Genomic DNA, 18,963 nt, shown 5'->3' with positions numbered 1-18,963 from the left:
GCAAGGAAAAAGAGTGCAAGCACTACACGCTGTAGGCTAAGCTATTTTGACACAGCTAATCGTATTCTTGTGAATGGTATAAGTTAGCATCATAACTCGTTATGACTAGTTATCATTAGCATCAGTTACTAGAGGCAATGCTATCTCGAGCGCTTTATCATCATAGGTTATAACGTCATTAATTCTTTGACGGTTTATTACGTCAGCAGTAATTTGTGATGTGCTGTGGCCAAGCCATAAGGTATTGGAAAACATTAATTCTTGATTAAAGGATGGGTTTGCTGAACACAATAACGTCCACATTTGCCAAACACGCTGATATCTATCTGCATCCAAAACAAGACGCGAGTTAGTAAATGCTGTTTGATCTATCACACCTGATAGATTCGATGAAACATCTTGCAATACTGCTGGCAAGGGTTTGAGAGGGTCAGCTGCGTTATATCTTAATACTTGTACTGGCAAAGCTGTATCAATTGCCAGTGAGCAATCCCACACACTGGCATCATCTATCTCGCTCCACCCTGTCATGGCAGTGATAGACAAATCACCGTTCGTTGCTTGCCATGTTTTACCTTGTTCGCAACGTTGCACACTGATATTAGACTTTTTGTTAAATTGATTGGCTACTTGATAAGCATGTTGAAGCCTTAGCCAACGATCTGAGCGCCCTGCCTGCCAATACTCACTAATAGGTAAATGCTGATTAAGCTGTATAACCGTCAAAGGCAATATCTCAGAATGACCCACATCAGCACTTTTATTATCAGTACCTTTATTGTCAGTGTCGAGCGTATTAGTCAATCCGATACTACTGCTTTGTATGATAACGCCTTGTAATTGATTAACAGACAAACTGCCCAACTGCTGTTTTAACGTTGTAGAGAGCGCATCCACTGTTAGATGAGTTGGCATTGTTCGTGTCACTTGAGATCTGTGATCCGCTAAGAATAACCAACTGATGTTTTTATCACTAGCTTCTTCATTGGTAACGGGGTATTGCAGCAGAACAGCGCTAATGTACTGATCACCCGTTGGCAAGATGTACAATGTTGGCGTCGTCGCTAAGGACTGTTGATTGGCATAGACCGTCATTACCAATAAGGTTAAAGGTGGGACGGCGAGCCAACGACTCATAAACCCTTTTGGTAACAACCAAGGCAATATACTTAAAAATGCCATCAGTAAAATAGCCATATTTATTGGCGTATAGAGCCATGCGTCTGATAAAACTGGCAATGAAGTCAACCAAGTCATTAGCTCATGTAAAGCCGCAACAATAGCACCAACCAACACCCATATCTGGTCAGCGACAGCCGGTAATAAAAGATAAAAAAGTCCAGCCAATAGGTTGAGCGGTACAATCACCCAACCAAATAAACCAATGGCAAATAGATTGATCAAAAGTCCCCATAGCGACACCTTGCCAAATAATAACAACGTAATGGGCAGTAACGTAATAAACAGCCAAAACTGTAGTTTGAATATGCGTCGACATATTAACCACATACGCTTAGACAAAATATTCATTACATCAGCAGTATGAAGCATATCCCCATGACTAGAGACAGATAGTTGCGTAGACTTATAAGACCTATCTTCATATTTAAGTAATAGTGCGACCGCTATAAAGGATAACCAATATCCTGCCTGCCACAATACATAAGGATCACGCCATGCCATCAGCACCGCCAATGCGCACAACACACGCATGGTACTAATAGGTAATAAGGTCACACGCACCAAACCTATCGCCAGTAGCATCCATGCAGTACGAGCAGCGGGTACATCAAATCCAGTAAATAACGCGTAGATAAAGGCAGCACCAATCATTACCCACCAACGCATTTGCCAGCGTGGGACATAACGGTACACTGCAGGACATAATCGATCAAAAATCAGTGCCACTATGCCAGCCAGTATGATTGCTAGAAACAATACATGCGTGCCTGATATGGCAAGCAGATGTGAGATACCTGCCAGTTGGTATAAGTCTTTGATCTCACGGTTGATTAGACTCCGATCACCTGTTAGCAAGCTCAAAGTAACCGCTTTTGCCTGCTGCTGTTCGATAGATTGCGCGTGCCAATCTGTATAAAAATGCTGCCGTAATTGCCAGCGCCCTTGCTCAATCCAGGTACGAAAGCGCTGAAGGTAGGAGGTTGAGTCAGGTACTACATCTAATGATCCATCATGATTCATAGCCACCGTACTAACCGTCAATATATTTGCGACACCATCGATATGGCGACCTCGCAACCAACGATAGCTGTCAAAACCAGACGGATTGTTCAATGCTTGCTCAGAAGTAGCGAGTGGCGCAAGTGCTAACGTCATTAGCCGCTGATCACCTGGCTGTAAGCGATTTAAACTTGCATGTGGACTATTATTGTGAGGTTTCTCAGCATTTTGTTTTTTTGGATAAGCATTTAGCAATATACGATGTTTTGCATCAGTAACAGCGGTTTTCTCTAGGTGCTGGTTATGTAGATTTTTGTCATGCGAGTTTTTGTTATACAGGTTTTCATCATACAAATTATTGCTTAGGCTATTACTATGATTTGCTAAAAACTCAGCGGTGATACTGTCTAATTCTTGCGGTGTTAACTCAGAGATTAATGGTGATATGTGGCTAATAATCGCCACTTGCCGATAGCCACTATCTGTCGTAGCATCATAGACACTATCGCTTATCCCTTCGATAGTGACCAGTGCTTGCACGCGCATCGTCTTGGTAATCTCTGTCATTTCTGCTTGCTGATGACTGACTATTGCCTGCATGGCACTACCGAGTACTAGACCAATAGCCAATATAACGACTAAAACACGATTAACAATACGAATAAAAGGTTTTGGATAAACAACAAAACAGCCCGCAGGATAACTAGGAGACTTTTTCGACAAGTGACTGAATTTTGCTGACGGTATATTAAATTGTGTGATGAAAATCAAAATAATGGCGAGAGCAATGAGTAATAAAGGTAAAATAGAAATAGCTGTCATATCTGACAACAAAGGACGCACTGGCATCGACATACTATCCGCAGCCGCCAAAACGCCTATCATCACAATAATGATTAAGCTAGCAATTAACCAATACACCAGCACTCCTTGCTTGATGAGATGAATGTTTCGGTATACAAACTATGTTGAGTATTAGGCTATCACGCTCATACCCCTAATAACGACTATTTGTGAATATTTAACACACACGCCAATTAAAAGACTTCCCGCTCAACAATAACGGTTACGTCATGACAGGCAATAGCATTTGTATTTATATTACCCTATACTGCTCATACATAGTACGATAACGATACTCTGACATTATCATATTATATAATCTTGCTCGTATTTTTTATTAATAATACCTTATAACAGTCCATCAAGACGATTGTCGGGCTGAAGTTAACGATTAAAGGCGATCCTGTGCCCCAAAAACGTCTGAAAAGCCTGCTTCCTACACCAGAGAAAATTCTAGAAAGTCGCACCTTAAAACTGTTTGCACCGCATTTGGCTGATCCACGATTATGGCACTTTAATCGTCACAGTTTAAATAAAGCGGTTTATATTGGTGTGTTGACTGCATTTTTTCCATTACCAGGACAAATGCTAATTGCCTTAGTTGGTTCATTGATTTTCCGTGCCAACGTACCTATGGCGCTTGGTTTGACTTGGATTACTAATCCACTGACGAGCCTACCTATCTTTTATGCAGGCTATTATATCGGTGCAAAAATTCTAGACGTACCGCCACTCAGCCTTAGGCTTATTGGACGGATGATCGCTGATTTTAGTTTGTGGGCGTTGTCAGATGGGGTCAATCCGTTTGTTACCTATCGTGGCACTGTATCTCTTACCGCATTTTGTATCGGACTGATACTTTTAGCTGTGATGACTAGCATCGTTTGTGGACTGGCTTTTAAGGCTATTTGGCGCTACAAAACAGTCACCAGTTGGCAGGAACGTCGAGAGAAAACGTCTGCCAAAAGTGATGATTCTTAATGGTTTTTAATCGCTACCCCACTACCTTCAGTATCCCTACTAAATTCAAAACTTGAAATAAAATAAAGTTAGTCCTTTTCTTAAATTATAAGACTCAGTCTTTTTTACTCTTATTGATTGCGCCTATAACATTGTCAGTCAGGTTATTATCCATTACAAACACATCCAATACTTTGTCGCCTTTAGACAGTGTATAACGCTTGCCTATTGCACTGTCTTGAGCTTGTAGATAGTAATCCACACCTGCCAAAGTAATGGCATCAAAAACAGGGGTGAGCAAATCTATTTGCGTTTGTTTATCAATGGTATCAAATAACGTTGGGTCCATATAAGGATTTAATGGCTCGTTACCCTCTTCAGCGCTACCAAAAGCAGCAATTGGATCTTCATTTTTATTCATCATAATTTCTCCTTATCAGCGCTGAGAGACTTAATACTCTGCCCAATATCCATTGCGAAGTAAGAGCTGACGATCTGCCAGTGCCGCTAAATTACGATCATGCGTTACCATTAATAAAGCCGTTTGCATGGTGTTTTGCAACTCTGACAACAGTCCAAAAACACTTTGCGCATTGTCATAATCCAAGTTGCCTGTTGGTTCATCTGCCAAGATAAGTGATGGCTTAGTCACCAACGCACGAGCAATCGCTACTCGTTGACGCTCACCACCTGACAACTCACCAGGTCTATGCATCAAACGATGCTCAAGACCGACGCTTTCTAGGATTTCAATCGCTTGTTGACGCGCTTCAGTCGTTGATACTTTCGGTCTCATTAGTAGCGGCATCGCGACGTTTTCGATAGCCGTAAACTCAGCCAACAGATGATGAAACTGATAAATAAACCCCAAATGCTTATTACGCATCGCACCACGCTCAGTTTCATTCATGCTATTTAATAACTGCCCATGTAGCCAGACCTCACCGCTAGTTGGTGTATCCAACCCCCCAAGCAAATGTAGCAAGGTACTCTTACCGGAACCACTAGTTCCAACAATAGCGATGCGCTCACCAGGCTTGACCGTCAAATCCAAGCCAGTCAATACTTGCGTACTGACCGCCCCCTCATCATATATCTTGTTGATATTTTTTGCCTCTAAGATAACAGACATGGCATTTCCTTTATTCTATTTATACGAGTATTAATGATTTATTTGGTGTTATGAATCCTGCATAAATCCGAGCGCTCAATGACCCCACTCGCTCACAAAATTATTTATTCGTAACGCAGTGTCTGGGCTGGCTGGATTTTAGCTGCTCGACGTGCGGGATAAATAGTGGCCAAGAAGCTCAGAGTAAATGAAGCACCTGTAATTAATACCACATCTACGAAACGTAACTGCGATGGCAGATAGTTAACAAAATAAGCATCAAATAAGTTGAGACTAAAGGTTTGATTGATAAAGCCTAAAATATCACTAACAGTAAGTGCAAATATGATGCCCAATATCGTGCCAGCAATCGTACCAATAAACCCAATGACCACACCCTGTACCATGAATACATGAGTAATTAAGCGCGGAGAGGCACCAAAGGTTTTCAAAATCGCAATATCAGCTTTTTTGTCCGTAACGAGCATGACCAAACTTGACACAATGTTAAAGGCGGCGACTAATATGATTAAGAAAAGCAATAACCCTACCATCGCTTTTTCCATTTGAATCGCACCGAATAAGTTACCATGCGTTTGTGTCCAGTCATTGGGATACAGTTTGCCAGGCGCTAGTGCTGCCGCTTTTTCTGACTCTATTGGCGCAGTAAAAATATCATGGAGCTTCATACGCACACCTTGTGCCCCTTCAGGCAGACGCATTAGTTTTGCTGCATCACCCATAGGAATAAAAGCCATTAAACTGTCCACTTCAGGGCTAATACTAAAAATACCGGTTAAAGTAAAACGTTTAAAACGCGGTATCACGCCTGCTGGTGAAGGCGATGCCTCTGGCAACACTAGCGTGACTTTGTCACCTAATTGCAGTCCTAATGACTGCACCATCTCTTCGCCCAATACAATACTAAAATCACCGTCTTCTAGTGTATCAATACTACCAGCAACCATATGATCATCAATGATAGACACTTTTTTCTCATACTCAGGATCAATACCCGTCACCATAATGCCTGCGACCTGACTATTTGATGTCAACATCCCTTGCAATTGGATAAAAGGTGCCACCGCAGCAACTTCTGGATCTTCTTCAATCTTATCCGCCAATTCTCGCCAATCACTGATAATTTCTGAGGAGACGACCGTTGCTTGCGGCACCATACCTAAAATACGAGTTTTCAACTCCCGATCAAAACCATTCATGACCGACAGCACTGTAATCAAGACAGCAACACCAAGAGTCAAACCAATCATCGAGATAAGCGAGATAAAGGAGATAAAACCATTACTACGCTCTGCTCGGGTATATCGTAAGCCGATAAACAACGCTAAAGGACGAAACATATTCAAACTCTTTATCTTATCTACGTGCGACTTTATATGTACTATAAAACGAGCACACAAATTGGGTTCCAGACGAGCCAAAGACAGCCGTCAAAAGGGAGCTAGTTTGACACAAATTCGCGGATATGTGCCAATCATTAGCAAAAACTGAGTATGATTTTTGCTAAAAAATAGGGTTTTGTTACTATTTTTTATGAGAGACTTGCTATTACTTGCGTCAATACCTATATATTGTATGCTAAGGACAATTGTCATTACCCATTCATTGTTGTTTGTTGACCTTTTGCTGACGACAACATTACAGACTACCAAAACCTTCATACTCAATAAATTGAGGTTATGATGGTCAGTAATAGCAGTTTTAGCGCCAAACTTCACGTTGACTTAATTTTGAGTATTCTCATGACCATTAATTATCAATATAAGAACATCCAGGGCCCCACCAAGATCACTTTAACCGATGAGCAATCTGCAGGTCATGCTGATCACTGGCGCATTTTGACCGAAGATATGAGTCATGACGTGCCGGAATGGCTACAGAAAATGATTGAACACGCAGCGATGCCTAAAGGCCTTAATAGTAATGCCAGTGCTCAAGACAACTATTTATTACTGTCTGAAGATCAGCCTTGCCATATCAATCAAGTACTCGCGATGAATAACGGTAAGCCTGAGTGCTTCATCAATGCCTACCCTTGCGTCGATAGCCCATATGGTCTGCATTGTAAAATTGAGCGCATTATCGTTAACGACAACTCACATGATGCGGTACTGCGCTTGCATACAGCTGACGGCAGTATTATTTATGCTTTTGATCAGCTTTATACCACCAATCGTCACCTGTACCAACGAGATAGCTCTTATTTTGTTAACTTTAGCGCTTGGGCACACGAAATTAAACCGAGCGAACAAAACGAAGTAATTATGGTCGAAGATCAAGAATCCATTCGCTACCATCGCGCTTTCAATGATATCGTGGCAGCCAATGACGGAAAAATACCTGATGACCTGCAAGAGCAAATCAAAGAGTGGAAGCCTGAGACCAAAGAGCAAATGGCACCAGTAGAGATCAACTTGGGTCACATGTGTGCTTATCTATTTGGTGATACGCTAGGACAAGAAGATGAAGCATGGTGTCAAGGTCAAGTACTTGGCAAGCAAGAAACCGTATTCAATGGTAAATCAATTATTCTATTCGACGTGGTGGTATTGCGTGAACAAGATGCAGATCCATTTGTAATACGCATTGGTGCACTTAACACACCAGAAACTGCAACCATTAAAGTACATGACTATGTACAAGCGAACGTCTGGCTACAAGCAGCAATCTATAAACAAAACCAGAAAAAAGCAACACAACAATCAAAAGCTAGCTCGTAAAATAATGAATATGTAACTGTCTAACCTATCGATAAAAAAGCCTCTAATATATTAGAGGCTTTTTTGCACATCAATTTTATTGTTCAACTACAATCATATAGACCTAAGGTTAAGCCATTGTCGTCATTGATTTAATACGCATATACAGCTCTTTTTGTTCATCACTTGGACGTGCAGTCTGTACTGCCATTAATTGTGACATATCGCCTTCCACACGGATTTTACCACCCATAAACGCACCCATGATTTCATTGGTATCAAAATCAGTGATGATTGATTGCAAAATACTGCGATCCAGAAGCAATGTCGTTGTTGCTGCATCGTTTAAACCGCGATGTAATAAACCATTGGTGAAATTGGCTTCGATATCCTGTTCAGTATCAGACACCTTTAAATTGACGACCATACTTGCAAGTGCTGGTGGTAAATTCAGCTCACCTGCTTCCTGACCCATCTTCTCAACTTGCTCAAACCATTCGTTTGTCAAAAAAACTGCCATGCTATTTTCCTTGATTCATATTATTTAAGAATAGAGGTTTTTAGTGCCCTTACCTAATTGGTTGGTTATTTATAAGGTAATTACTAGGGCGTGTCCTCTAAAAAGAGTCTTTATTTTTCAAAACAGTGATATCAACGACCAACCACTATATTCATCGGTATTATAAGGGTCATGTTGATAATAAGTAAAACTTAATTAGAAGACGCATGCTGTTATTGTTACAAAATTCTTTCTAGGGTTTATAAGCAAATACTGCAGTTATTGTTATTGATTGATACAAATACATCCCCTAGAATAGCGACAATTTTGTGTATAAAATAGACCGAAAGTATGGCAGCGATAAGTTGCTCGTTATATTTTTTACCAAAGAGTTTGTATTTTGCCGCATAGTTCTGATGATATTTTATTAGGATTGCGTTACAATACCCTTAAACAGAGTCGGGAGTTTTAACTAAACATTACGTAAACATGTTTTTTTGTCAGCCGCCGCTAGCATACGTCTATGGTCAGTGTTTTTTTATGGGCCTATGGATATTGGTATCTATCTTCATTAGTACAGAAATATTTGGTAATAATTAAGATAAATACTTAGCCTCATTAGATGTTTGATGCTCAAAACGGCGCATCTGCTTATTCGCTCTAACTATTTATTAACAATCCTACTATCGATTGGCTGTGAGTACAGTGCATGTAAAATGCCCTCCTCTACCTATCAATACAGTCGGTTAACAATAATCTTGATGCAAAGAAAGCACGTAAAAGTTCTATAAACAGTAAACTATACGAGCTTAACACTGTATCGGATTTATATGGAATTTAACTGTATCAGCTAATACTAAGCACAAGCTTTGATTGATAGTTAATAACGTTACCGAAATAACTGAGCCAAAAAAACAACACGTACCGCAACGACTATTTATTGATCAATTATTATTGATACAGATAGTGCGGAGCGTTAGTTAATTCTGTTGATAATTCGGGCTGTAAAGGAATCATCCAATGAGTTTACAAAACACAGCAGTCGCCCCAGTGGACCGTGAGTACGAAATTACTATCGTAAGATTCTTTACGATAATGGCCGTTGCATGGGGCATCGTCGGCATGAGTATTGGTGTGTTCATTGCTTCACAGTTAGCATGGCCAGCACTTAACTTTGATACTCCATGGCTGACTTTTAGTCGTTTAAGACCGCTACATACCAATGCGGTCATTTTTGCGTTCGGTGGCTCTGCCCTGTTCGCCACATCTTACTATATCGTTCAGCGTACCTGTAAGACAAGATTATTTGCACCTTATCTGGCTTGGTTTACCTTTTGGGGTTGGCAAGCAGTTATCGTGTCAGCAGTCATTACGCTTCCTTTAGGTTTAACCTCAACAAAGGAATATGCTGAGCTTGAATGGCCAATCGATATTTTGATTGCATTGGTATGGATATCATATGCCATTGTGTTCTTTGGCACACTTATCAAACGTAAGACCTCACATATTTATGTGGCTAACTGGTTCTTTGCAGCTTTTATTATTACGATTGCGTTACTGCATATTGTAAACAGCATGTCGATTCCTGTTAGTGCATTCAAGTCTTATTCGTTATTTGGTGGTGCAACCGATGCGATGGTGCAGTGGTGGTATGGTCATAATGCCGTAGGCTTTTATCTAACGGCAGCTTTCCTTGGAATGATGTACTATTTCGTTCCAGTACAGATTGGTCGCCCTATCTATTCTTACCGTTTGTCTATCGTTCACTTTTGGGCATTAATTGCTTCATACATGTGGGCTGGTGGTCACCATTTGCATTATTCAGCGCTTCCAGATTGGACGCAGTCATTAGCAATGGTATTCTCAATCATCCTATTTGCACCATCTTGGGGTGGTATGATCAACGGTGTACTAACACTATCTGGAAGTTGGGATAAGTTACGTACCGATCCAATCATTCGCTTTATGATTGTTGCGCTGTCGTTCTACGCCATGTCGACATTCGAAGGCCCAATGATGTCTATTAAGACAGTCAATGCGCTATCGCATAACACGGATTGGACCGTAGGACATGTACACTCAGGTGCGCTTGGTTGGGTAGGTATGATTACCATTGGTTCACTATACGTATTATTACCACGTATTTATAACAAACCAAAAATGTATTCTATCAGCTTAATCACCACGCATTTCTGGCTAGCGACTGCAGGTACTATTTTCTATATTGTATCTATGTGGATCTCAGGCATTGGTCAAGGCATGATGTGGCTTGCAACTAATCCAGATGGCACGTTGGTTTATAGCTTCGTTGATACCGTCCAATTCTCACATTTCCCATATATTGGTCGTGCTTTTGGTGGCTTCTTATATGTATCTGGAATGTTCGTTATGGCTTATAACTGCTATAAAACACTCAAGATGCCAGAAGGTAAGCCTGTAGATGTCGCTGATCCAACGGATCATGAACCTAGTGTCGAAAAACCTTCGACAGCTAACGTATAAGGAGCGATCATGGCTGGTACACCGCATGAAATTATTGAAAAAAATACAGGCTTGTTGGTCATCGGTATTGTTATTGCTATTAGCTTCGCAACGCTAGTTGAAATCGTACCATTGATTTATGATAACAAAGCTCCTGAAGAAGGTGGCGTAAATGCTCCCCTTCCCACTATGGAACCATGGACTGCACTAGAATTCGAGGGTCGTGATATTTACATTCGTGAAGGTTGTCACGTCTGTCACACCCAAATGATTCGTCCACTACGTGCTGAAGTCGAACGTTATGGACCATACTCGCGTGCTGCAGAATCCACATGGGATCATCCATTCTTATGGGGCTCAAAACGTACTGGACCAGATCTAGCACGAGTTGGAGGACGCTATTCTGAGGATTGGCAAAAGCAGCATTTGATTGCACCACGCTCACTCGTTCCTGAGTCTGTAATGCCTGGATTCCCTTGGCTTGCTGAAAATGAAGTGGATGGTGAAAACATTCAAGCTAAAATGCGCCTATTCCGTGATCGCTTCGGTGTTCCTTATACTGAAGAAGATATTGAAGGAGCACCAGATGCTGTTCTTGGTGCCACTGAGCTTGATGCTTTGGTTGCCTATTTACAACAACTAGGCACTGCGATGGAAGGACAGCGCTAATGGGTATTGGTGAATTACAAACAATTGCGACCGTTTCTGCCTTTGTTGCCTTCGTAGGTGTTGCATGGTGGGCGTATTCGCCAAAAAACAAAAAACGCTTCGAAGAAGATGCACAACTTGCGCTTGATGACGAGGATATAAAATCTCTGTCTGAAGAGCAGAGCAATAAGGATGAACGATGACATTTTTTTGGAGTTCTTGGATTACCGTACTAAGTATCGGATGCTGGCTGTCCATTCTTGGGGTTTTGCTATTTGTTCTAAAATACAAACCTGACGTAGAAGAAGATGGCACTACTGGTCATACCTATGACGGTATCAAAGAATATGACAAACCATTACCTAAATGGTGGCTAGTGATATTTTTTGGCTCTATAGTTTGGGGTGTTGCTTACTGGGTATTCTTTCCAGCTATATTTCCGTCAAAATGGGAAGGTTTAGCTACAGAAGTAGTCGATGGCAAAACTGTACCATGGACTACTAAAACTGAGCTTGCAAGTGATCTTGAAAGCAACGATAAAATTTTTACGGATAACTTTGAACAGAATATCTTGGCAAAAGCAGACGCCAGTGGTGCTACCGCTACTTTAGCAACACTTGCTGATATGCAAGCAACCCTGCGTCATAGCGAATCAGCGCCTGACAATTTGCAGGATCAAATCAATGAGAAAGTGACAGAACTTGCTCCTTATGTTGAGAAGCTATCAACAAACCCGAATGCATTGAAGGCTGGTAGCCGTTTATTCTTGCAGAACTGTTCGGTCTGTCATGGATCTAATGCTAAAGGTGCAACTGGCTATCCAAATCTTACTGATAACGATTGGTTGCATGGTGGAGAGCCTGGCAATATCTTGCTTACCTTGCATAATGGTTGGCATGTTGGTGTAGACTACAAAAAAGAACCTGAAAAATTACCAATGCCTGCGTGGCGTGACAACCTTGGTGAAGATGGTGTACGTGCAGTTGCTGAATATGTACTATCTATCTCTGGCAACCAAAATGAGTACGATCTTGATCAAACCATGGTTGCGCAAGGTAAAGTACTTTTTGAACAACCAACCAACTGTGTACTTTGCCACGGTCCAGAAGGCAAAGGTATGATTTCAGCAGGTGCGCCTAACTTAACTGATAATATCTGGTTGTTTGGTAGCGATCGTGAAACCATTCGTGACACCTTACGCTATGGTCGTGCTGGCGTTATGCCTGCATGGGAAAGCAAGCTAGGTAACGAACGCATTATGTTGCTTGCTGCCTACGTTTACTCATTGTCAGATAAGACAGCTCAACCTACCCCTCAAGCTGCTACTGCTACGCCAGTAACCGAAGTGGTAGAAACAACTGCTAATTAATACTTCTTAGTCAGTGATTTTAGTCATAAATGAACGAAGGGAGAACTGTTATTGCAGTTCTCCTTTTTTTATACAACTATCTTTTGAGCTATTTAGCAGGCTATCGATTTGCTTGTAGCAAGTCATAACATATTGATTGCTTTTTGAGATTATCACCCCACTTTTAGTAAAGAGAATGTTAAAATAGTGACACCTAAAAACATCTCTTTAGTCTCTGATTCAAAGAACTGTTTTCATTCTCATTAAGCTATTCGTAATCGATCATTTGGTAGATAGGATAAACTATTTTGCGATGCAAAACTTTATCCGCTACTTACTGACATTGATAACATTGCACCCTCATACATCTGATAACCACAGATGTTTGTTCATCATGCCAGCAAACTGATTCTTTTTTTAAAGAGGCACGTTTATGTCAGCACAACAACCCAATAAAATTCCTGTACAACAGGTTGACCTTGATGCGACCAAGCACCGTGTTCATCCTAGATTTATTAAAGGTTTTTATCAAAACATTCGTATCATTACAATGTATGCACTTTTGGCAGCATTTTTGCTTTTACCATGGCTACGTTACAATGGTAGACAAGCAATATGGTTTGATGTTCCTTCGCAGCATTACTATATTTTTGGTATGACTTTTTTGACCCAAGACTTTTATTTTATTGCGGCCTTTGCCATCATTGCTGCTTTTACATTATTTATGGTAACGGTTTATGCGGGTCGTGTATGGTGTGGCTATGCGTGTCCACAGACTATTTGGACTCACCTTTATCAACATGTCGAAAAATGGGTAATTGGTGACCGTAATAAACGTGTCAAATTTGATAAGGCACCAATGAGTGCAACAAAGGTTTTTAAGCGCTTTTTAATATATTTTATTTGGTTTGCACTGTCAGTGATTACAGCAGCGACTTTTGTGAGCTACGTTGCTGGAACAGATTATTTATATCATAGCTGGCAAATGATGGGTTTTATTCCTCTCCCCGACTGGCCAACATGGATATGGGTATCTATGTTTATCTTTACCTTTGCGACCTACGCCAATGCTGGTTATATGCGTGAGCAGATGTGTATTCAAATCTGTCCGTATGGACGCTTTCAAAGTGTGATGTTTGATAAAGACACGTTGGTTGTGTCTTATGATTATGAGCGTGGTGAGCCACGTGGTGCACGCAAAAAAGGTACACATCCTGAGCATCTAGGTGACTGTATTGAATGTACTATGTGCGTGCAGGTCTGTCCAACTGGTATTGATATTCGAGACGGATTACAAGTTGCGTGCATCCAATGTGCTGCTTGTATTGATGCTTGTAATGAAATCATGGATAAAGTTGGTTACTCACGTGGGCTTATTCGATATACAACAGAACGACAATTGTCAGAAAAAGAAAATACCCGTGTTATCAGTCCACGCCTATTTGCCTATTTAGCCGTTATTAGCATTTTATGTGCTGGTGTTGTTTATGCATTGACGGATCGCGTACCCTTAGAGATTGATATTCGCCGTGACCGTAATCAATTGTCTTCAGTTAACAATCAAGGCATGATTGAAAACAGCTATATCGTTAAGCTGACTAATAAAACCCAAGAACCTCATAGCTATAAAATAACCCTCACACCACAAGATGGTCTAAGTTTAGAACTACGATTTAATGATGTACCATTAGAAGCAGGTGAAAACTTCGATATGCCAGTGAGTATTTATGGTGATCCTAATGTTATCGATTTTGAACAGACACCAATTACCTTAAATGTAATTAGTGAAGATGGTCAATATAAAGCCAGCAAACAGAATGTATTTACCACTCAAGGTCAGTAGGCTGCCGTAAGCTATTTAGTATCGAGCTTGCCTACAATTATATATTTTACCTGTTACCATTGCATTGGCTAGCAGGTAAATCGTTTATAGATATCTATTGAACAGATGTCTAATTGATAGGTGTTTTATGTCTACTCCAGCTTCAAAATTTAAGCACCAAGACACTCAGCCATGGTACAAAAACTACATGGTTGTTATCTTTGTGATTGGCATGCCCGCATTTGTGGTCGTTGCTTGTATATATTTCGTTTACTACTCTTATCAAATTCGCGACAGTGTCGTGCGTGATGATTGGTACATGGACGGCAAGACACTCTATCAAGATGTGTCACGTGATAAGCTCACTTATGATTTGGACTTACATGGCAAAATGCATTTTGCCGATAATGGCGATATTGTCTTTTATTTAGAGTATCCTGAACAAAGTTTACAATCAGGTAAACTATTGAACGGTACGCCGCTTACTTATCCTGATACGCTAGATCTATCTATCTCGCATGCAACTGATATTAAAAAAGATCATGATGTGGTATTACAACATCAAGAAGGCAATAAATACAGCGCACATGCAGATATCGATCCGGTCAAGGCCAAATACTATGTTCACGTAAGCAATAGTGGTACAAATAATTGGCGTATGCAAGATGTTGCAAAGCTACCACGTTCAAATATCAGTTTTGCTCCCTTACAAGCATTTGCCAAGCAATCCTCTGAGGAATAAATCTCAATATGAAAATAAAAAACCAGACCTTAGAGTCTGGTTTTTTTATATTGCGCATCGAACATCTCAAAGATTTCGCTATGAAACTATCAAATAAGAGGATTAATTGTTGGGATTTTTTGCGTCGTGCGAATTTGTTCTACTGCTTGATCGGATGCTGATGAGTGCTGTTGCTCACTCATAAACTTTGGATTAAACGTTTGAGTTTTTGGTGAAATGGGTAAGCCAATCTCAGCCAAACTGTCGGCCTGCCCTGCTTGAATATTATCACCTTCAAATAAACGCTCGTTGTCATCACGCTCAAGACTTAATTGCTCAAAATCAAACAATTCACGATCGGCTAATTGTGAAGGAGCAACATTTTGCATCGCTTTAAAAATGGATGCTAACCGCTGTGGATGTGCATCATCCCACTCTCGTAGCATGTCATTGATGATGGCACGTTGTAAATTGGTTTGGCTACCACATAGGTTACAAGGAATAATTGGAAATTCTTTTAATTTAGCGTATTCGATGATGTCTTTTTCTTCGACATAAGCTAATGGACGAATCAGCATATTTTGCTTATCATCGCTCAGTAATTTAGGTGGCATTGATTTCAATGTACCACCATGAAATAAGTTTAAAAAGAACGTCGCCAACATATCGTCACGGTGATGACCCAGCGCAATTTTGGTCGCGCCAATTTGCTTAGCAAAGCCATATAACGATCCGCGGCGCAGACGGGAGCATGCCGAGCAGTAAGTCTTGCCCTCTGGGACCACACTCTTCACGATACTATAAGTGTCTTTTTCTAGAATATAGTGAGCAATGCCTTGTTCATTTAGATATGCTGGCAAAATGTCTTCTGGGTAACCAGGTTGCTTTTGATCAAGGTTCACTGCGACGATATCGAAGCTAATCGGTGCGATACGCTTTAGTAATAACAAGATATCGAGCAAGGTATAGCTGTCTTTACCACCTGAGACACAGACCATTACCACATCACCATCTTCGATCATGTTAAAATCACGAATCGCCCAAGACACTTGTCTACGTAGTTTTTTTTGCAGCTTACGCAACTGTGCTGCTTCGGTAGGTGCTGTCTCTCCAGTGCTCTCAAAATCTTCAACCAATCTATCCTCATGCCCCCTATTCATATCAGTTTCCAAAGTATGGTCGTCGATAGCTGCATCAGCAGACATATCATCAAGCTCAGGATTCATTTTTGGCGTAAATAGGGTCGCTGCGGTCATAAGTTACTCAATATCTTTACAAGGGTGGTTTTGCTATAAAGCCATTTACGATTTAAGAAGAGTCAAAAGTAGTAAAAAAGCATGTATTAACGTGGATACTTTCAAAGCAACGATTATAACAAATATTATCAGCAGTTTGAAAAGTGCACATTAAATAATGGCATTATGGTTCTGTAACGTAGGGATTTTTGCTAAAATAACTGTTTTTCGCAAACCAATAACAGATACCCTTATGACTAATATTACCTCACAGAGCACTGCCAATCCTCAAACATCCGATACTGATTTAAGCACCCTTCATGGCAACCAGAATGCTGTTGTACTATTATCAGGTGGGCTTGATTCCGTTACTTGTTTATATTGGGCCAAGGCACGTTATGCCTCTGTAACGGCTGTTAGTTTTGATTACGGTCAACGTCATAATAGCGAGCTGGTCGCAGCAAAATCAATTGCGGAGACGGCTAAAGTCAACCACAGAATTATCGATATTGATATCGCTCAACTCGGTGGCTCATCATTGACAGATCACAGCATGATTGTGCCTGATGGAGACGCAGATAAGTTCCCAACCAAAAAACATGATGAGATCGATAACGACGCCATTCCTAATACTTACGTACCAGCACGCAATACTATATTTTTGTCTTATGCCTTGGCAGTCGCTGAAGTGACCGATGCCAATCATATCGTCATTGGTGTCAGCTCAGTCGACTACTCTGGCTATCCTGATTGTCGTCCAGAGTATATTTCTGCATTTGAACATATGTCCAATCTTGCCACAAAAGCAGGTGTCACTGGTCATCATTTATCGATTCAAACACCCTTGCAGCAATTATCAAAAGCAAAAACTATTGAGCTTGGTTTGTCATTAGGTGTCGACTATGGACAAACCATTTCGTGCTACCGTGCCGACGAAAATGGTCTTGCGTGTGGTGTTTGTGACAGCTGTACATTACGTCGTCAGGGTTTTGAACAGGCTGGTGTTGCAGATCCTACCAAGTATCGCTCTTAATATATCCTATTAACTCCTATGCTAAACGCTAGCACTACTTAACATTCGAACAACATTTGCTTGCATTAACACAGCATGCCACCGTTGTATTTTAGTTCATATACTTGCTATGGTATTGACCACTGAATTTATCGAAAGATAGATATAAACAATCATACTAATCATCGGATCGTTAGGGTGCGCCTTCAATTAAAGCAATAGTCTTCTAAATGGGCTGAAATTTGCCAAACATCATCAAATAGCAGGTTTATATATCGATATTAACCTGCTTCTTTTCTCGTTTGACAGAGCTCTATTTCATGTTTACCACCATTTTTAAAGTGAGAACATGCCCTAGTAATCCGCGTACCACATTCAGAAAACTGACTCCACCTGTAATAGGATATTTATGAAGCTTTTATCAATACTCCCCTTAGCCTTAGCTGCCGTTTTTGCAATACCACAAGCAAATGCTGCGGATATTAAGCAACAAAATATTAATACTTGCGTTGATGGTGCTGTTAAATACAAAGTCGCTGATAAAAGCACTGCGACCAAACTGTGTAATTGTACTATTGATGTCCGCAGCAAAATGACGATTGGTCAAATGTGGGAAATCGAAAGCTACGCGCAAGACAAAAAAGACCCCTCTGGTCTTCCTTATGTCAAAACCATGCAAAAAGATTTGCAGCAATGTACCGATGGTTTAGATTTGAAGCCACCTCAAAAGCCTGCTTAACCCACCGTTCCTTCCACATAAAAAAGACTGGCAATAGCCAGTCTTTTGTATATGTATAAGTTATTGTTTTTAGTATAAATTTTTAACGCTTGGTATAAATTGGTAGCCAGTTTGGTAGCCATTTTTATAGCTATCTATGCTTGATTGTAGCCATAGGGCGGTATAATTGTTTAGGTCTTTATTAGTGGTGACCACTGCCTAAGTGATTTTTATGCGTCCGCGTAATTAAAAGTTTAGCTATTGCTCTTTGCTTTAACCTCTTTTAACTTTGTTAACACAGCCACTTCAATTAATTGTAGGCATTAGGCTATGACCTGTAAGGGTTCAGCTATGTTTTGGTGTGTTAACCTCTTTTTGAAATGCTTTTTATTTTGCGCGTGTGGTTAGGTGTGGTCTCCGCTTGCACTACCTGCACGATTGCTTATAGTCCCCCCACTCTAACGTGTCTAAAACTACCTTTTTTATAGCACTCCGAAAAACTACCTTTGTTTCATTCTTTTAATATCGGTTATACCATCGAACCTAGTTAAGCAGCTCATATAATAATCTTCTATATCGTGATACTCAGTGAATAACCGCTTGTAGGTTTTATAGTGCATGCCTTTAGGCTTTTGATATGGGTTTTCATGCCAATTCAAACGCT

Annotated in this window: 16 protein-coding genes; 10 read left to right on the top strand and 6 right to left on the bottom strand. The window is 40.6% G+C overall.

Features of this window, described 5'->3' with window-relative positions; genetic code table 11:
* Positions 1-105: 105 nt before the first annotated feature.
* On the bottom strand, positions 106-3,102 hold the full coding sequence (locus tag ACT3QP_RS07105; RefSeq protein WP_444525010.1) for a ComEC/Rec2 family competence protein: 2,997 nt from the start codon (positions 3,100-3,102) through the stop codon (positions 106-108).
* Positions 3,103-3,429: 327 nt separating this feature from the next.
* Between ACT3QP_RS07105 and ACT3QP_RS07100 the strand changes: the two genes are divergently transcribed.
* Positions 3,430-4,005: a DUF2062 domain-containing protein gene (locus ACT3QP_RS07100; protein WP_444525009.1), complete on the top strand. Its 576-nt coding sequence runs from the start codon at positions 3,430-3,432 to the stop codon at positions 4,003-4,005.
* A gap of 94 nt (positions 4,006-4,099) precedes the next feature.
* Here ACT3QP_RS07100 and ACT3QP_RS07095 read toward each other — a convergent pair whose 3' ends face one another.
* From ACT3QP_RS07095 to ACT3QP_RS07085, 3 genes are all read right to left on the bottom strand, one after another.
* A complete protein-coding gene (locus ACT3QP_RS07095; RefSeq protein ID WP_444525008.1) occupies positions 4,100-4,408 on the bottom strand; it encodes a hypothetical protein in 309 nt (102 codons plus the stop codon).
* A gap of 27 nt (positions 4,409-4,435) precedes the next feature.
* Positions 4,436-5,116 (bottom strand): lipoprotein-releasing ABC transporter ATP-binding protein LolD, encoded by a 681-nt coding sequence (gene lolD, locus ACT3QP_RS07090; RefSeq protein WP_444525007.1) that lies wholly within the window; start codon positions 5,114-5,116, stop codon positions 4,436-4,438.
* A gap of 104 nt (positions 5,117-5,220) precedes the next feature.
* Positions 5,221-6,456, bottom strand: a complete 1,236-nt coding sequence (locus tag ACT3QP_RS07085; protein ID WP_444525006.1) for a lipoprotein-releasing ABC transporter permease subunit — start codon at positions 6,454-6,456, stop codon at positions 5,221-5,223.
* A gap of 402 nt (positions 6,457-6,858) precedes the next feature.
* On the opposite strand from ACT3QP_RS07085, the gene ACT3QP_RS07080 reads away from it, so the two are divergent.
* Entirely contained in the window at positions 6,859-7,836 is a 978-nt protein-coding gene (locus ACT3QP_RS07080) for a hypothetical protein (protein WP_444525005.1), read from the top strand.
* 109 nt (positions 7,837-7,945) lie between these two features.
* Here ACT3QP_RS07080 and ACT3QP_RS07075 read toward each other — a convergent pair whose 3' ends face one another.
* Positions 7,946-8,335, bottom strand: a complete 390-nt coding sequence (locus ACT3QP_RS07075; RefSeq protein WP_444525004.1) for an SCP-2 sterol transfer family protein — start codon at positions 8,333-8,335, stop codon at positions 7,946-7,948.
* Positions 8,336-9,334: 999 nt separating this feature from the next.
* Between ACT3QP_RS07075 and ccoN the strand changes: the two genes are divergently transcribed.
* The 6 genes from ccoN to ACT3QP_RS07045 all read left to right on the top strand — a co-directional run bounded on the left by ccoN (position 9,335) and on the right by ACT3QP_RS07045 (position 15,355).
* A complete protein-coding gene (ccoN, locus tag ACT3QP_RS07070) occupies positions 9,335-10,816 on the top strand; it encodes a cytochrome-c oxidase, cbb3-type subunit I (RefSeq protein WP_192991986.1) in 1,482 nt (493 codons plus the stop codon).
* A 9-nt stretch (positions 10,817-10,825) separates the two neighbouring features.
* Positions 10,826-11,464, top strand: a complete 639-nt coding sequence (gene ccoO / locus ACT3QP_RS07065; protein WP_444525003.1) for a cytochrome-c oxidase, cbb3-type subunit II — start codon at positions 10,826-10,828, stop codon at positions 11,462-11,464.
* Complete coding sequence (locus tag ACT3QP_RS07060) at positions 11,464-11,646, top strand: cbb3-type cytochrome oxidase subunit 3 (RefSeq protein WP_444525002.1); 183 nt, start codon at positions 11,464-11,466, stop codon at positions 11,644-11,646. Before ccoO ends, ACT3QP_RS07060 begins: the two co-directional genes overlap by 1 nt.
* On the top strand, positions 11,643-12,812 hold the full coding sequence (gene ccoP / locus ACT3QP_RS07055) for a cytochrome-c oxidase, cbb3-type subunit III (protein ID WP_444525001.1): 1,170 nt from the start codon (positions 11,643-11,645) through the stop codon (positions 12,810-12,812). Before ACT3QP_RS07060 ends, ccoP begins: the two co-directional genes overlap by 4 nt.
* Before the next feature lie 412 nt (positions 12,813-13,224).
* A complete protein-coding gene (gene ccoG / locus ACT3QP_RS07050) occupies positions 13,225-14,634 on the top strand; it encodes a cytochrome c oxidase accessory protein CcoG (RefSeq protein ID WP_444525000.1) in 1,410 nt (469 codons plus the stop codon).
* Positions 14,635-14,761: 127 nt separating this feature from the next.
* Complete coding sequence (locus tag ACT3QP_RS07045; protein ID WP_444524999.1) at positions 14,762-15,355, top strand: FixH family protein; 594 nt, start codon at positions 14,762-14,764, stop codon at positions 15,353-15,355.
* A gap of 89 nt (positions 15,356-15,444) precedes the next feature.
* Here the strand turns inward: ACT3QP_RS07045 and ttcA are convergent, their stop codons facing one another.
* Positions 15,445-16,590 (bottom strand): tRNA 2-thiocytidine(32) synthetase TtcA, encoded by a 1,146-nt coding sequence (ttcA, locus tag ACT3QP_RS07040; RefSeq protein WP_444524998.1) that lies wholly within the window; start codon positions 16,588-16,590, stop codon positions 15,445-15,447.
* Positions 16,591-16,822: 232 nt separating this feature from the next.
* Between ttcA and queC the strand changes: the two genes are divergently transcribed.
* Complete coding sequence (queC, locus tag ACT3QP_RS07035) at positions 16,823-17,602, top strand: 7-cyano-7-deazaguanine synthase QueC (protein ID WP_444524997.1); 780 nt, start codon at positions 16,823-16,825, stop codon at positions 17,600-17,602.
* Positions 17,603-17,990: 388 nt separating this feature from the next.
* Entirely contained in the window at positions 17,991-18,320 is a 330-nt protein-coding gene (locus tag ACT3QP_RS07030; protein ID WP_444524996.1) for a hypothetical protein, read from the top strand.
* The last annotated feature ends 643 nt before the right edge of the window (positions 18,321-18,963 follow it).

Source organism: Psychrobacter sp. AOP7-B1-24 (assembly GCF_052376215.1).
GTDB lineage: Bacteria > Pseudomonadota > Gammaproteobacteria > Pseudomonadales > Moraxellaceae > Psychrobacter.
Note: the sequence above shows the minus strand (reverse complement) of the source record. Positions and strands in the feature narration are given on the sequence as shown.

Bases quoted from the DNA above. Each gene is read 5' to 3' on its own strand.
- lolD (WP_444525007.1), bottom strand. From the start codon at position 5,116: ATGTCTGTTATCTTAGAGGCAAAAAATATCAACAAGATATATGATGAG.
- ccoP (WP_444525001.1), top strand. From the start codon at position 11,643: ATGACATTTTTTTGGAGTTCTTGGATTACCGTACTAAGTATCGGATGC.
- ACT3QP_RS07060 (WP_444525002.1), top strand. From the start codon at position 11,464: ATGGGTATTGGTGAATTACAAACAATTGCGACCGTTTCTGCCTTTGTT.
- queC (WP_444524997.1), top strand. From the start codon at position 16,823: ATGACTAATATTACCTCACAGAGCACTGCCAATCCTCAAACATCCGAT.
- ACT3QP_RS07045 (WP_444524999.1), top strand. From the start codon at position 14,762: ATGTCTACTCCAGCTTCAAAATTTAAGCACCAAGACACTCAGCCATGG.
- ACT3QP_RS07095 (WP_444525008.1), bottom strand. From the start codon at position 4,408: ATGATGAATAAAAATGAAGATCCAATTGCTGCTTTTGGTAGCGCTGAA.
- ACT3QP_RS07030 (WP_444524996.1), top strand. From the start codon at position 17,991: ATGAAGCTTTTATCAATACTCCCCTTAGCCTTAGCTGCCGTTTTTGCA.
- ccoG (WP_444525000.1), top strand. From the start codon at position 13,225: ATGTCAGCACAACAACCCAATAAAATTCCTGTACAACAGGTTGACCTT.
- ACT3QP_RS07085 (WP_444525006.1), bottom strand. From the start codon at position 6,456: ATGTTTCGTCCTTTAGCGTTGTTTATCGGCTTACGATATACCCGAGCA.
- ccoN (WP_192991986.1), top strand. From the start codon at position 9,335: ATGAGTTTACAAAACACAGCAGTCGCCCCAGTGGACCGTGAGTACGAA.
- ACT3QP_RS07075 (WP_444525004.1), bottom strand. From the start codon at position 8,335: ATGGCAGTTTTTTTGACAAACGAATGGTTTGAGCAAGTTGAGAAGATG.
- ttcA (WP_444524998.1), bottom strand. From the start codon at position 16,590: ATGACCGCAGCGACCCTATTTACGCCAAAAATGAATCCTGAGCTTGAT.
- ACT3QP_RS07080 (WP_444525005.1), top strand. From the start codon at position 6,859: ATGACCATTAATTATCAATATAAGAACATCCAGGGCCCCACCAAGATC.
- ccoO (WP_444525003.1), top strand. From the start codon at position 10,826: ATGGCTGGTACACCGCATGAAATTATTGAAAAAAATACAGGCTTGTTG.